Origin of the sequence: Pseudomonas sp. IPO3749 (genome assembly GCF_013386605.1) — a bacterium.
In the GTDB taxonomy this organism is placed as follows: Bacteria; Pseudomonadota; Gammaproteobacteria; order Pseudomonadales; family Pseudomonadaceae; genus Aquipseudomonas; species Aquipseudomonas azotoformans_A.
The window spans coordinates 1-14,141 of sequence record NZ_JACARN010000001.1 but is presented as its reverse complement, the minus strand read 5'-3'; the positions used below and the strand labels follow the sequence as shown (position 1 = coordinate 14,141).

The following is a 14,141-nucleotide window of genomic DNA, read 5'->3' as shown; positions in this document are numbered from 1 at the left end:
TTTCCATGGATATCAAGACTGCCCTGAGCCGTATCGTCGGCCACCTGGACCTGAGCACCGCTGAAATGAGCGATGTGATGCGCGAAATCATGACCGGTCAATGCACCGACGCGCAGATCGGCGCGTTCATGATGGCCATGCGCATGAAGAGCGAGAGCATCGACGAGATCGTCGGCGCCGTGTCGGTGATGCGCGAGCTGGCGGACAAAGTCGAACTCAAGACCCTCGACGGCGTGGTCGATGTGGTCGGCACCGGTGGTGACGGTGCGAACATCTTCAACGTGTCGACGGCCTCTTCGTTTGTGGTCGCGGCGGCGGGCTGCACCGTGGCCAAGCACGGTAACCGCGCGGTGTCCGGCAAGAGCGGCAGCGCCGACTTGCTGGAGGCGGCCGGGATCTACCTGAACCTGACGCCGGTACAAGTGGCGCGCTGCATCGACAGCGTCGGTATTGGCTTCATGTTTGCCCAATCCCACCATGGTGCGATGAAGCACGCCGCCGGCCCGCGCAAGGACCTCGGCCTGCGCACCTTGTTCAACATGCTCGGCCCGCTTACGAATCCGGCCGGTGTGAAACACCAGGTGGTGGGTGTGTTCAGCCAGGCGCTGTGCCGGCCATTGGCCGAAGTACTGCAACGCCTGGGCAGCAAACATGTGCTGGTGGTGCATTCCAAGGACGGCCTGGACGAATTCAGCCTGGCGGCACCGACCTTTGTGGCGGAGCTGAAGAATGACCAGGTCACCGAGTATTGGGTCGAGCCGGAAGACCTGGGCATGAAGAGCCAGAGCCTGCACGGCCTGGCGGTGGAAAGCCCGGCTGCCTCCCTGGAGTTGATTCGCGATGCCCTGGGGCGTCGCAAGACCGAGAACGGTCAAAAAGCTGCCGAGATGATAGTGTTGAATGCGGGTGCTGCGCTGTATGCGGCCGACCACGCCTATAGTCTTAAAGAAGGTGTCGCCTTGGCCCACGATGCGCTGCACACCGGTCTGGCTCGCGAAAAGCTCGAAGAGCTGGGAGCATTCACCGCGGTATTCAAGATGGAGAATGAAGGATGAGTGTGCCGACCGTTCTGGAAAAGATCCTGGCCCGCAAGGCCGAAGAAGTGGCTGAGCGTCGTGCCCGCGTGAGCCTGGCCGAGCTGGAAGCCCAGGCGAAGGTCGCCGATGCACCGCGTGGCTTTGCCAATGCGTTGATCGCCCAGGCCAAGCTCAAGCAGCCGGCCGTCATTGCTGAAATCAAGAAAGCTTCGCCGAGCAAGGGCGTGATTCGTGAGGTCTTCATTCCTGAAGAGATCGCCAAGAGCTATGAGAAGGGCGGTGCGACCTGCCTGTCCGTACTGACTGATATCGACTATTTCCAGGGTTCCGACCTGTTCCTGCAGCAGGCCCGCGCCGCGTGCAAGTTGCCGGTGATCCGCAAGGATTTCATGGTCGACCCGTATCAGATCGTTGAAGCCCGTGCCCTTGGCGCCGATTGTGTGCTGTTGATCGTCTCCGCCCTGGATGACGTGAAGATGGCGGAACTGGCGGCTGTGGCCAAAAGTGTTGGCCTGGATGTGCTGGTGGAAGTGCACGACGGTGACGAACTGGAACGCGCCCTGAAAACCCTCGACACACCGCTGGTGGGGGTCAACAACCGTAACCTGCACACCTTCGAAGTCAGCCTGGAAAACACCCTCGACCTGCTGCCGCGCATTCCGCGTGACCGTTTGGTGATTACCGAGAGTGGCATCGTCAACCGTGCCGATGTGGAGCTGATGGAGATCAGTGGGGTGTATTCGTTCCTGGTGGGCGAAACTTTCATGCGTGCCGAGAGCCCGGGGGCTGAATTGCAGCGCCTGTTCTTCCCGGAGCGTGGCGTGGCGGTCAGCGGTTCGACCCTGGATTGATGATGACTCAGCCGGTGGCGATGACTGTCGAAGCAGGGCTTGCCGCCGAACAAGACCTGTTGGCGGCGGTTTGCGCGGGTGAGCGGGAATATGGGTTGCTGTTCTGGCAACCCAGCGACCAAGCCTTGGTCATGCCGCGTCGTTTGAGCCGCTTGCCGGCTTTTGAGACCGCCAGCCAAGTCTCCGCCGACGCCGGTTGGCCAGTACTGCTGCGCGAAACCGGTGGTGAACCGGTGCCGCAGTCGAGTGCCACAGTCAACATCGCCCTGGTCTACGCACCGCCACGCAGTGAAGGCGACCAGAACCGTATCGAAACGGGTTACTTGCGTTTGTGCCAGCCGATCTGCGATTTGCTGATCGAGTTGGGAGGCGATGCGTCCGTCGGTGAAATCGACGGCGCGTTTTGCGACGGCCGCTACAACGTCAACCTCAAGGGCCGCAAAATGGTCGGCACCGCCCAGCGCTGGCGGCAAAGTGGCGGCCGCCCGGTGGGGTTGGTGCACGGTGCGCTATTGCTGGAAAACGATCGCGAAGAGCTGATCGCGGCGGTCAATCGCTTCAATGAAGCCTGCGGCCTCGACCAGCGGGTGCGCGCCGACAGCCACATTGCCCTGCACGAAGCCTTCCCCGCGCCGGATGCGATCAGCCGGCTGGACGCCCGGTACCGCAAAATGCTGGCCAGCTTCCTGCCGGTTTAGCGGGTGCCGAACACCACCATCGTCTTGCCTTTGACGTGTACCAGGTTGCGCTCTTCCAGGTCCTTGAGCACGCGACCGACCATCTCCCGTGAACAGCCGACAATGCGTCCGATTTCCTGGCGTGTGACCTTGATCTGCATGCCGTCGGGGTGCGTCATGGCGTCCGGCTGCTTGCACAAATCCAGCAGGCAACGGGCGACTCGTCCGGTTACATCAAAAAATGCCAGGTCGCCGACCTTGCGCGTGGTGTCGCGCAGACGCTGGGCAATCTGGCCGCTCAGGGCATAGAGAATGTCGGGATCGTGCTGGGAAAGCTCGCGGAACTTGGCGTAGCTGATCTCGGCCACATCACATTCGACCTTGGCGCGCACCCAGGCGCTGCGTTCCTGTTCCTTGCCGGCTTGTTCGAACAGCCCCAACTCCCCAAAAAAATCTCCGGTGTTCAGGTAGGCGATGATCATTTCGCGGCCGTCTTCATCCTCGATCAAGATGGTGACCGAGCCTTTGATGATGAAGAACAGCGTTTCGGAGCGTTCACCCGCGCAGATGATGTTGTGCTTGGCCGGGTAGCGGCGTCGCTGGCAATGCATCAACAATTTGTCGAGATTCTTGATCTTGGGTATGGGAGTAAGGGCAACCATGGTTGTATCCCGAAAAGACTGCGCTAAATAGTTTGAGTTGTTGTATTCATCGGGTATCGGCACTGATACGCGCTGTATAAAGGGTGGCATTACGCCATCGATTTGGCGTCAGCTTAACAGACACATTCTGACTCGATTAGCCAATTTTCCGTGCAAACCCTGCTATTGATCGCTTTTGTTGGAAACGCTGACGCAGGCGGGCCCTGTGCTAAGCTGGCGACCCTTTTTTAGCAGTGGAGTCTGGGCGATGAAGGCACGCATCCAATGGGCGGGCGAAGCCATGTTCCTCGGTGAGTCGGGCAGTGGCCATGTGGTGGTCATGGATGGCCCGCCGGAAGCCGGTGGCCGTAACCTGGGCGTACGCCCGATGGAAATGCTCCTGCTGGGCGTAGGCGGTTGCAGCAATTTCGACGTGGTCAGCATCCTGAAAAAGTCCCGCCAGGCCGTGGAAAGCTGCGAAGCCTTCCTGGAAGCCGAGCGCGCCACTGAAGACCCCAAGGTGTTCACCAAGATCCACATGCATTTCGTGGTGAAGGGCCGGGCGCTGAAAGAAGCCCAGGTCAAGCGTGCTATCGAGCTGTCAGCCGAGAAGTATTGCTCGGCGTCGATCATGCTTGGCGCGGCCGGTGTGGCCATCACCCATGATTACGAAATCATCGAGTTGGGTTGATCACTCAATCGGCGGGCAAAAAGAAAGGGCGCTGTGATAGCGCCCTTTTTTTCGGCTTAGATCCGATGCATTCAAATTCTATAGGTGCTTTTGGTCATGACTTTGGCCAAGAGACTCATGCCGAACCGCACCGGCGCCGGAAACCGGAAACCGCCCGCATCCAGCGCGCTTTCCGCGTGGTGTTCTTCATCGATGCGCATCTGTTCAAGAATTGCCCGGGACTTTTCGTCCTCGGCTGGCAGTTGTTCCAGATGCTCATCCAGGTGTTTGCACACTTGGTGTTCGGTGGCGGCGACAAAACCCAGGCTGACTTTGTCGCTGATCAGGCCGGCAGCAGCGCCAATCCCGAACGACAAACCATAAAACAGCGGGTTCAGCACGCTCGGGTGACTGCCCAATTGGCGAATGCGTTGCTCGCACCAGGCCAGGTGGTCGATTTCTTCCTCGGCGGCATGTTCCATGGCGGCACGGACCTGCGGCAGCTTGGCGGTCAAGGCCTGGCCCTGGTACAGCGCCTGGGCGCAGACTTCGCCGGTGTGATTGATACGCATCAGGCCGGCAACGTGGCGGGTCTCGGTCTCGCCCATTTGGGCGTCGGGCTGCACGATCGCGGGCGAAGGGCGATACGGCTGGCCGCTGAACGGCAGCAGCGTGCGCATGGCCATATCGGCTTGCAGCAATAGACGGTCAATCGGCGAGTAGTGACGTTGGGTAGTCATGCTGACCTCCGGGAAGAATCTCGGCGGCCAGTTTACCGCAAGAGAGGGGGAAGCGTTTGCGCTGCATCAAGGGCATGGGGTCGCAGCCTGGGCCGCGACCTTCGCCGAAAGGCTGATCAGCCCGGCGGCCAGTTCATCTGGCGCTGACCCAGCACATGCATATGGATGTGATAGACGGTCTGCCCACCTTTCGGGTTGCAGTTCATCACCACCCGGAAACCTTCTTCACAGCCTTGTTCCACGGCCAGGCGCTGGGCGGTGAACAGAATATGACCGGCCAGGGCTTTATCTTCTTCGGTCAGGTCATTGAGGGTCGGGATGTGTTTCTTGGGAATGACCAGGAAATGCACAGGCGCCGCCGGGTGGATGTCCTTGAAGGCCAGGACTTGATCATCTTCGTAGATGATATCCGCGGGTATTTCTCTGTTGATGATCTTGGTGAACAGAGTATCCACAGCTGTTTCTCCATTATGAATGTGCAGGGTGAGTGTACTCAGCCAATCAACGTGGGCAATAGGCCTTGTTGATGGCGCCGGCGATCTTGCGGGTCAGCCAGCGTGGGCTGAAGCGCGGGCTGAAGGCGATCCAGCGGTTACGGCGGCCAGGGATGATGATGGCTTTGTTTTTATCCAGGGCGCGCACGGTGTAGAGCGCCACTTCTTCGGGGCTCATCAGCTGCTGGCTGCGGTCGAGCTTGGCTGTGTCCATTTGCGCGGTGCCAAAGAAGGCGGTGCGTGTAGGGCCGGGGCAGAGCACCGAGACCTTGATGCCGCAGGTTTTCAACTCCTCACGCAAGCCTTCGGAGAAGTGCAATACATAGGCTTTGCTGGCGTAGTACGTGCTCATCCACGGGCCGGGTTGGAACGCCGCGACGGAGGCAACATTGAGAATCTGCCCGCCGCCGTGCAGCGCCATGGTGTTACCGAGCGCGTGGCACATACGGGTCAGAGCGAGGATGTTGACCTCCATGAGGTCTTGTTCGGTCATCCAGTCCTGGGCCAGGAATGGTCCGCTGGTGCCGATACCGGCGCAGTTCACCAGCAGGTCGATCTGCCGCTCGCCTTCTTCAAGCTCCAGCAGGAACCCGGACAAACGCAGCGGCTCGCCCAGGTCGCAGGCCCGGAACAGCACCTCGACGCCAAAGCGTTGGGTCAACTCGATTGCAATGCTTTCCAACTGATCACGCTGGCGGGCCACCAGAATCAAGCTGCGGCCGCGACGGGCCAGGGCTTCGGCCATGGCCAGGCCGATGCCGCTGGAGGCGCCGGTGATCAGAGCGTAACGGGTCATGCCTTTCTCCATCGCAACGCCACCGCGCCTGTGACAAAGGCATCACAGGCCGGGGGGCGTTTCTTCACTGTTCTGGAGAGTCTACAGGTTCGCCCGCTTCGTCAGCACTCTGCGCTTCGTCTTCTTCGACGGTCGCGGCTTGGTCAGCGTCTTCATCGGAGGTGATGGAGCTGCTTTCGTAGCTGCTGTCCATGTTGGCTTCAAGCTGGTTCAGGTAGCCGTTCATGCCCAGGGTGACCACGATGGCAAGCATGACCGGGATAAACGCCAGCCACAGGGTGGCCAGGACTTTTACCGCCGTGGAGTTGCGTGGTGGTGGCGCGCCGTATTGGTTGGCGCCTGCGTTGCCCGGCAATACCAGCAGCAGGATCGGGAACACGCTGTTTACCAGCGGAACCAGGTTGAGGAAGTACAGCCAGCCCGACCAACCCAGGTCGTGCAGGCGCTGCACACCGATTTGCACACTGACCCAGACCAGCGCAACAAACAGCCCGAGGCCTAGCAGTACACCAAGAATGGTCCCCGCCGTTGGCGAAGCGGTGGCAACGGCAAAGCTGACGGTGCTGATGATGCCGCCCGCAACCAGCAGTGTGAGGGTCAACACCAGGGTCCAGGCGAGGTATCGCAGTCGACCGATGCGGCCGTGGATAGTGAACACCTTGAGGGTGGCGTATTCCGGCAGGTCATCACCCACGGCGGAACGTGGTGGTGCGTAAGGTGAAGCTGCAGGGCGCGAGAAGCTGCCAGAGTCAGTTTCGTGAGTTTCGTCCAGGCTGAAGGCCACAGGCTGTTCGGGTTCAATGCGCGCATCGATCCCGGCGTTTTTCAGTGCGGTGAGGTAGGTTTCCGCATCCGGGCGCGACAGGTCACGTTTGAGCGCGACCGGGCGACCGGTGAAGAGCTTCTCGATGGCTTCGACGTCGCTCTTGAACAACTCGGCCAGGTTCAGCTTGGCCGTGGTGCTTTCGACACCCGGGAGCAAGGCTCCATCAAACACAATCTTGAAACGGTTGTCGCTCATGCGGGCTTCCTTGTCACTTGATTCAGGGAGGTAGTGCAGGCCGGCTCAAGCAGCAGGCCATGCGGTGGGTCAGCGCGGCCAGCGCAATTGAGCTGCCTGTTCACGGGCCTTGCGGTATTCGGCATCCAGACGGGCAACCAGTTCATCGACGCTGGGCAAATCATCAATCTCACCGACACCTTGGCCGGCGGACCATACAGTCTTCCATGCCTTGGCCTCGTCGCTCAACGGCTTGAGCTTGGAACCGAAGTTGACTTCGCCTTTGCCTTGCAGGGCGGCGAGGTCGAAACCGGCGTTTTCCAGGCTCTGGCGCATGAAACTGGCGGGCACGCCGGAGACAGCGGGAGTGTGCACGATGTCGGCGGCGCGCGATGTGAGCAGCATCTCCTTATACGCATCCGGGGCGTGGCTTTCGGTGGTGCCGATAAAACGTGTGCCGAAATAGGCCAGGTCGGCGCCGAGCAGTTGGGCCGCAAGTATCTCATGCCCGTGGTTGAGGCAGCCGGCCAGCAGCAGGGTTTTGTCGAAGAACTGGCGAATTTCGGCAATCAGCGAGAACGGGCTCCAGGTGCCAGCGTGGCCACCCGCGCCTGCCGCCACGGCGATCAGGCCATCGACGCCGGCTTCGGCAGCCTTCTCGGCATGGCGTCGGGTGGTGACGTCATGGAACACCAGGCCGCCGTAGCTGTGTACGGCGTCTACCAATTCCTTCACGGCGCCCAGGCTGGTAATGACGATCGGCACTTTGTGCTCGACGCAGATCGCCAGGTCCGCCTCCAACCGTGGGTTGCTGTGGTGCACGATCAGGTTGACGGCGTAGGGCGCGGGGTTATCCAACTGTGCCAGGCCCACTTCGATTTCCTCCAGCCAGGCCTTGAACCCACTGCTTTCGCGTTGGTTGAGCGCCGGGAAACTCCCGACCACCCCATTGCGGCAGCACGCCAGGACCAGTTGCGGGTTGGAAATCAGGAACATCGGCGCCGCCACGACGGGCAGGCGCAGACGTTGTTCAAGCAGAGCGGGCAATGACATTGGAGGTACCCCGAGTAATTGAAATTAGAACGGTTTGACCACGACCAAAATTACGATAGCCAGCAATAGCAGAACGGGCACTTCATTGAACCAGCGATAAAAGACATGGCTGCGGGTGTTTTCGCCACGGGCGAAGCGTTTTACCTGCGCGCCGCACATGTGGTGGTAACCAATGAGCAGCACGACGAGGGTCAGCTTGGCGTGGATCCAGCCGCCCGAATGAAAGATGCTCGGGTTCAGGTAGATCAGCCAGCCGCCGAATATCAGCGCGGCAACCATCGCAGGCCCCATGATGCCGCGGTAGAGCTTGCGCTCCATGACGCTGAAACGCTCTTTGCTGACGGTGTCCTCGCTCTGGGCGTGGTAGACGAACAGGCGTGGCAGGTAGAACAGCCCGGCAAACCAGCAGACGATGCTGACGATATGGAAGGCTTTGACCCATAGATAAAGCATTTTTAGTTATTCCCAGGTTCACGGTAGCCGAGATAGTAGTGGCTCATGCGCCCGTACGTCACGTTGACGGTTGTCGCAGGACGATACGGCCCCTATTATCGACGGCTTTCCAGTGGGTTCGTTGAGGGCAGGTTTATGGTCAAGGTCGGTATCGTCGGCGGCACGGGTTACACCGGTGTCGAATTGCTGCGTCTGTTGGCACAGCATCCGCAAGCTGAGGTGGTGGTCATCACTTCCCGATCCGAGGCCGGGCTGGCCGTGGCCGATATGTACCCGAACCTGCGAGGCCACTACGACGGCCTGGCATTCAGCGTCCCGGACATCAAGACCCTGGGCGCCTGCGACGTGGTGTTCTTCGCCACCCCGCACGGCGTTGCCCACGCATTGGCCGGTGAACTGTTGGCGGCGGGCACCAAGGTGATCGATCTGTCGGCGGATTTCCGTCTGCAGGACGCTGATGAATGGGCCAAGTGGTACGGTCAGCCTCACGGTGCGCCGGAGCTGTTGGAAGAGGCGGTGTACGGCCTGCCGGAAGTCAATCGTGAGCAGATCAAGCAAGCGCGCCTGATTGCGGTGCCGGGTTGCTATCCGACCGCTACTCAGCTGGGTTTCCTGCCGTTGCTGGAAGCTGGGTTGGCGGATGCTTCGCGTTTGATCGCAGATTGCAAGTCGGGCGTCAGTGGCGCCGGTCGTGGTGCTGCCGTAGGGTCCCTGTACTCCGAGACGTCGGAAAGCATGAAGGCCTATGCAGTGAAAGGTCACCGTCACTTGCCGGAAATCCGCCAGGGGCTGCGTCGCGCGGCTGGCAAGGATGTGGGCCTGACGTTCGTGCCGCACCTGACGCCGATGATCCGCGGTATTCACTCGACGTTGTACGCAACGGTGGTTGACCGCTCGGTCGACCTGCAAGCGCTCTTTGAAAAGCGTTACGCCAATGAGCCGTTCGTCGACGTGATGCCTGCTGGTAGCCACCCGGAGACCCGCAGCGTACGCGGTGCCAATGTGTGCCGGATTGCTGTGCACCGTCCACAGGATGGCGACTTGGTGGTGGTGCTGTCGGTGATCGATAACCTGGTCAAGGGCGCGTCGGGCCAGGCGGTGCAGAACATGAACATCTTGTTCGGCCTGGATGAGAAGCTGGGCTTGTCCCACGCGGGCATGCTGCCTTAAGACTTTCAGGTGGTTGCGCAAAAGGCCCGTTGATCGGGCCTTTTGTGTTTTTAATGGCGGCAGCGCAGATTGATATACCGTAACAATAGTTGACCGCTTTTCTAGGAGAAGCGGATAATGCCGCCATTACGCATATGGCGGCGGTACGCCGGGAGATTATCAGCATGAGCGTTGAATCCTTCACCCCCACGGCTTTGCAATTCACCCACGGTGCTGCGCACAAGGTGAAGAGCCTGGTCGATGAAGAGGGTAATGATCGCTTGAAGCTGCGCGTATTCGTTACGGGCGGCGGTTGTTCAGGGTTTCAGTACGGTTTTACCTTCGATGAAGATGTGGCCGATGATGACACCATCGTTGAGCGCGCGGGCGTGAGCTTGGTCGTGGATCCGATGAGCTTCCAATACCTGGCAGGTGCCGAGGTGGATTACCAGGAAGGTCTGGAAGGTTCGCGTTTCGTGATCAAGAACCCTAATGCCACCACGACCTGTGGTTGCGGGTCTTCGTTCTCGATCTGATCTGTAGCGCATACAAAAACGCCGCTTGGCTGTGATAGGCCAAGCGGCGTTTTGCTGTCCGGATATTTTAGGCGGGGTAGATCGCTCCCAGTACTCGAAGCCCGCGTGCGCCTGTGACGCTCGGGCGGTTGGCGGCAATGCCTTCGAGGCAGCAGTGGGCCAGCCAGGCGAAGGCCATGGCTTCGACCCAGTCGGGATCCACCCCGTAGGTAGCGGTGCTGCTGACTTGAGTTGACGGAAGCAGGGTGGCCAGACGGTTCATCAGCGTGGCGTTGTGAGCGCCGCCGCCACATACCAGCAATGTTTCTGTCTGGGATTGGGCCGACTGTAGGGACTCAACGATCGTCAGGGCGGTCAGCTCAAGCAGCGTTGCCTGCACATTCTGAGGCTCAAATGCAGGCAAGCGGCCAAGGTGTTGGCGCAGCCATTCCAGGTTGAACACTTCGCGCCCAGTGCTCTTGGGGCCTTTGGTCACGAAGAAGGGGTCGCTCAGCAGGGCATTGAGCAACTTTGGCTCGACCTTGCCGCTGGCTGCCCACTGACCATCGCGATCAAAGTGCTCGCTGCGTTGTTGGTGAATCCATGCATCCAGTAAGACGTTGCCCGGGCCGCAGTCGAAGCCGGCGACAGGCTTGCCAGTCTCGATCAGGCTGAGGTTGCTGAAACCTCCCACATTCAATACGGCACGGTTACCGGTGCGCTCACCAAACAGCGCTTCGTGGAATGCAGGCACCAGCGGGGCGCCCTGACCACCGGCGGCCACATCGCGGCTGCGGAAGTCGCTGACCACGGTGATATTCGTCAGCTCGGTGAGCAAGGCCGGATTACCGACCTGTACGGTAAAACCCCGGGCAGGCTCATGGCGGATGGTCTGGCCATGGCTGCCTATCGCACGAATATCCTGCGGCTTGAGCTTTTGCTGATCGAGTAGAGCGTGAATACCTTGTGCGGCCAAGGTCACCCATTTCTGTTGGGCAATGGCGGAGCGGGCGATTTCATCCGGCCCGCTGGCGCATAGGGCAAGCAGCTCGGCGCGCAGGGTATCTGGCATTGGGATGTAGTGCGTGGCGATCAACTTGATCGCCGGGTCTTGCTCGATCAAGGCAATGTCCAGGCCGTCGAGGCTGGTCCCGGACATCACGCCTATATAGAGAGGCATACCTTAACGCTTCGCCGAAGCCAGCAGGGTGGAGCGCTCTTGATCCATGCGCGCCATCAAGGGCTGGCTTTGTTGCATGAAACGGGCGCGCTCGGCCTTGGCGATCGGGTCGGCCATCGGCAGCTTCTGGCCCAGTGGGTCGACGTGGACGCCATTGACCTGGAACTCATAGTGCAAGTGCGGGCCAGTGGACAGGCCGGTAGTACCGATATAGCCGATCACCTGGCCTTGCTTCACGGTACCGCCGGTTTGCACGCCCTTGGCGAAGCCTTGCATGTGGCCGTACAGCGTACGGTAAGTATTGCCGTGCTGGATGATCACAGTATTGCCGTAACCGCCGCGACGACCGGCCAACAGTACCTTGCCGTCGCCGGCAGCTTTGATTGGCGTGCCACGCGGGGCAGCATAGTCCACACCTTTGTGGGCGCGGATTTTGTTCAGAATTGGATGCTTGCGACCCATGGAGAAACGCGAACTAATACGAGCGAAGTCCACCGGGGTGCGGATAAAGGCCTTGCGCATGCTATTGCCATCGGCAGTGTAGTAGCTGCTGTTGCCTTGTTTATTGGTGTAACGCACGGCGGTGTAGGTTTTGCCGCGGTTGGTAAAGCGCGCGGAGAGGATATTGCCAGTGCCGACGACTTTGCCGTTGGCGACTTTCTGCTCGTAGATCACGTCGAATTCGTCGCCTTGGCGGATGTCCTGAGCGAAGTCGATGTCGTAGCCGAACACACTGGCCATGTCCATGGTCATGCTGTGGGACAGGCCGGCGCGGGCTGCGGATTGTGACAGCGAGCTGTTGATAACGCCGTGTACGTAGGCGGAGCGCATCACGGGTTTGGTGGTGATGCGATTGAAGGCATAGCCCTTGGCACCTTTGGTCAGGGTGATGCTTTCGAGGTCGCTGACATTGCTGTGCAGGTTGTGCAACTGACCATCAGGTGTCAGTTCGAATTCAAGTTTCTGACCGTGTTTGAGCTGGGTAAATTGCTTGGCTTGCTTGTCGCTGGCCAGTACTTCATTGACGGTGGCAGCAGGGAGGCCGACTTTCTCAAACAGGGTCGACAATGTGTCGCCCTTGGCCACGATCACTTCGCGGTGTTGGGGGCTCTTGGCGGCATCGGCGACCGGCGCAGACGGCTCTTGGGCGGCTTGCTGGGTATCTTCCGGGCTGCTTTCTATCTGGGCGAACGGTGATTCGGTCGGTGCATTTGTGGCTTGTTGCGCGTCGGAAGCGTCTTGATCTTGTGTCAGTTGTTCAACTGGACTTTCCAGGTCAAGGCTCAGGGATGTTCGTTTGGCTTCTACGTCACTGGAAGGGAATACCAGGAGTGCCAGGCTGAGAAGGGCGGCGATACCACTTGCGGCGAGCAGGTGGGTCTTCGGGTAAAGCGGCGGCGCTTTAGACGGTTCAGTGGTCATAGGTAATTTGACTTTGAAGATGAAATGGAAAAGATGAATGACATGATGAAGATGAAATAACTGTATAAAATATAACCAAATCATCTGTGGCGCAAGCTCGCGAACGCTGGGCTTGCTGAACGGTGTCCGTTCGCAGGGCAAAACTTGTAATTAGTCCCTGATCTTGTATGGTTGGTTCCCTTTTGAATCTGAGCCTTGCGGGTCTGTTATGAAGTCGGTTGAAGAGCAGCTAGCGCTGATAAAACGTGGTGCGGAAGAACTGTTGGTTGAAGCTGAGCTGATCGAAAAGCTCAAGCGTGGCCAGCCCCTGCGTATTAAGGCTGGCTTTGATCCGACCGCGCCGGATCTGCACCTGGGTCATACCGTGCTTATTAATAAGCTGCGCCAGTTCCAGGAGCTGGGGCATCAGGTCATCTTCCTTATCGGTGACTTCACCGGAATGATCGGTGATCCGAGTGGCAAGAGCGCGACGCGCCCGCCGCTGACGCGTGAGCAGGTGCTCGATAACGCCGAGACCTACAAGACCCAGGTGTTCAAGATTCTCGATCCGGCCAAGACTGAAGTTGCATTCAACTCTACTTGGATGGACAAGATGGGGCCGGCGGACTTCATTCGTCTGACCTCTCAGTACACCGTTGCGCGCATGCTTGAGCGTGATGACTTCGACAAGCGCTACTCCACCAATCAGCCGATCGCTATACATGAGTTCCTCTATCCGCTGGTTCAGGGTTACGACTCGGTCGCCTTGCGCGCGGACGTTGAACTGGGTGGCACCGATCAGAAATTCAACCTGTTGATGGGGCGTGAGCTACAGCGCGCGTATGGGCAGGAAGCGCAGTGCATCCTCACCATGCCGTTGTTGGAAGGGTTGGATGGCGTCAAGAAGATGTCCAAGTCCCTGGGCAACTATGTCGGTATCCAGGAAGCGCCGGGTGTGATGTACGGCAAGCTTGTTTCGATTCCTGATGCACTGATGTGGCGTTACTTCGAGTTGTTGAGCTTCCGCTCGATGGATGAGATCAATGCGCTGCGTGCTGAAGTAGAGGCGGGTGCGAATCCGCGGGATGTGAAGATCAAGCTGGCCGAAGAGATTGTTGCGCGTTTCCATGGTGAAGAGGCTGCTGCCAATGCTCACCGTGCTGCGGGCAATCGCATGAAGGATGGCGAGCTGCCGGATGATCTGCCGGAGATTGAGCTGTCTGCTGCCGAGGCGATGCCCATCGCGGCTGTGCTTAATAAGGCAGGCCTGGTCAAGAACTCTGCGGTTGCGCGTGACCTCCTGGGTTCCGGTGGTGTGCGTATAGATGGTGAGGTTGTGGATCGCACCTTTATATATGAGCTGGGTGCTACCCATGTTTGTCAGGCTGGCAAGAAGGCCTTTGCACGTATTACGCTCAAATCCGAATAAAACTGAAATTAGGTGTTGACGGCGAATTGTAACTGTCTATAATTCGCCCCACTTC

Annotated in this window: 16 protein-coding genes; 7 read left to right on the top strand and 9 right to left on the bottom strand. The window is 59.3% G+C overall.

The window, feature by feature from the left end; genetic code table 11:
* The first annotated feature begins 5 nt into the window (after positions 1-5).
* The 3 genes from trpD to HX812_RS00070 are packed head-to-tail and all read left to right on the top strand — an operon-like array spanning position 6 to position 2,586.
* A complete protein-coding gene (gene trpD / locus HX812_RS00080) occupies positions 6-1,055 on the top strand; it encodes an anthranilate phosphoribosyltransferase (RefSeq protein WP_010206948.1) in 1,050 nt (349 codons plus the stop codon).
* On the top strand, positions 1,052-1,888 hold the full coding sequence (gene trpC, locus HX812_RS00075; protein WP_038842963.1) for an indole-3-glycerol phosphate synthase TrpC: 837 nt from the start codon (positions 1,052-1,054) through the stop codon (positions 1,886-1,888). Before trpD ends, trpC begins: the two co-directional genes overlap by 4 nt.
* Positions 1,889-1,890: 2 nt before the next feature.
* Complete coding sequence (locus HX812_RS00070; RefSeq protein ID WP_038842959.1) at positions 1,891-2,586, top strand: lipoate--protein ligase family protein; 696 nt, start codon at positions 1,891-1,893, stop codon at positions 2,584-2,586.
* On the opposite strand, the gene crp is transcribed toward HX812_RS00070, so the two are convergent.
* A complete protein-coding gene (crp, locus tag HX812_RS00065; RefSeq protein WP_038842955.1) occupies positions 2,583-3,227 on the bottom strand; it encodes a cAMP-activated global transcriptional regulator CRP in 645 nt (214 codons plus the stop codon). The two genes, HX812_RS00070 and crp, sit on opposite strands and share 4 nt — an antisense overlap.
* A gap of 247 nt (positions 3,228-3,474) precedes the next feature.
* On the opposite strand from crp, the gene HX812_RS00060 reads away from it, so the two are divergent.
* Positions 3,475-3,897, top strand: coding sequence for an OsmC family protein (locus tag HX812_RS00060; protein ID WP_005792019.1), 423 nt, complete (start codon positions 3,475-3,477; stop codon positions 3,895-3,897).
* A gap of 71 nt (positions 3,898-3,968) precedes the next feature.
* On the opposite strand, the gene coq7 is transcribed toward HX812_RS00060, so the two are convergent.
* The 6 genes from coq7 to hemJ all read right to left on the bottom strand — a co-directional run bounded on the left by coq7 (position 3,969) and on the right by hemJ (position 8,412).
* Complete coding sequence (gene coq7, locus HX812_RS00055; protein WP_038842950.1) at positions 3,969-4,616, bottom strand: 2-polyprenyl-3-methyl-6-methoxy-1,4-benzoquinone monooxygenase; 648 nt, start codon at positions 4,614-4,616, stop codon at positions 3,969-3,971.
* A 116-nt stretch (positions 4,617-4,732) separates the two neighbouring features.
* Positions 4,733-5,071, bottom strand: coding sequence for a histidine triad nucleotide-binding protein (locus HX812_RS00050; RefSeq protein WP_010206940.1), 339 nt, complete (start codon positions 5,069-5,071; stop codon positions 4,733-4,735).
* Positions 5,072-5,117: 46 nt separating this feature from the next.
* On the bottom strand, positions 5,118-5,906 hold the full coding sequence (locus HX812_RS00045) for an SDR family oxidoreductase (protein ID WP_038842947.1): 789 nt from the start codon (positions 5,904-5,906) through the stop codon (positions 5,118-5,120).
* Between the two features lie 64 nt (positions 5,907-5,970).
* Positions 5,971-6,927 carry a DUF805 domain-containing protein gene (locus tag HX812_RS00040; protein WP_038842945.1) on the bottom strand — a complete coding sequence of 319 codons (957 nt, stop codon included), beginning with the start codon at positions 6,925-6,927 and terminating at the stop codon, positions 5,971-5,973.
* A gap of 69 nt (positions 6,928-6,996) precedes the next feature.
* Positions 6,997-7,959, bottom strand: a complete 963-nt coding sequence (locus HX812_RS00035) for a nitronate monooxygenase family protein (protein ID WP_038842943.1) — start codon at positions 7,957-7,959, stop codon at positions 6,997-6,999.
* A gap of 24 nt (positions 7,960-7,983) precedes the next feature.
* A complete protein-coding gene (gene hemJ, locus HX812_RS00030) occupies positions 7,984-8,412 on the bottom strand; it encodes a protoporphyrinogen oxidase HemJ (protein ID WP_038842941.1) in 429 nt (142 codons plus the stop codon).
* 135 nt (positions 8,413-8,547) lie between these two features.
* Between hemJ and argC the strand changes: the two genes are divergently transcribed.
* A complete protein-coding gene (gene argC, locus HX812_RS00025) occupies positions 8,548-9,582 on the top strand; it encodes an N-acetyl-gamma-glutamyl-phosphate reductase (protein WP_010206935.1) in 1,035 nt (344 codons plus the stop codon).
* Positions 9,583-9,746: 164 nt separating this feature from the next.
* On the top strand, positions 9,747-10,097 hold the full coding sequence (gene erpA / locus HX812_RS00020; protein ID WP_038843114.1) for an iron-sulfur cluster insertion protein ErpA: 351 nt from the start codon (positions 9,747-9,749) through the stop codon (positions 10,095-10,097).
* Positions 10,098-10,164: 67 nt separating this feature from the next.
* Here erpA and HX812_RS00015 read toward each other — a convergent pair whose 3' ends face one another.
* Positions 10,165-11,256: an anhydro-N-acetylmuramic acid kinase gene (locus HX812_RS00015; protein ID WP_038842939.1), complete on the bottom strand. Its 1,092-nt coding sequence runs from the start codon at positions 11,254-11,256 to the stop codon at positions 10,165-10,167.
* Between the two features lie 3 nt (positions 11,257-11,259).
* Positions 11,260-12,678, bottom strand: coding sequence for an OapA family protein (locus HX812_RS00010; protein ID WP_038842937.1), 1,419 nt, complete (start codon positions 12,676-12,678; stop codon positions 11,260-11,262).
* 208 nt (positions 12,679-12,886) lie between these two features.
* Between HX812_RS00010 and tyrS the strand changes: the two genes are divergently transcribed.
* Positions 12,887-14,086 carry a tyrosine--tRNA ligase gene (tyrS, locus tag HX812_RS00005; protein ID WP_033898150.1) on the top strand — a complete coding sequence of 400 codons (1,200 nt, stop codon included), beginning with the start codon at positions 12,887-12,889 and terminating at the stop codon, positions 14,084-14,086.
* Positions 14,087-14,141: the final 55 nt, after the last annotated feature.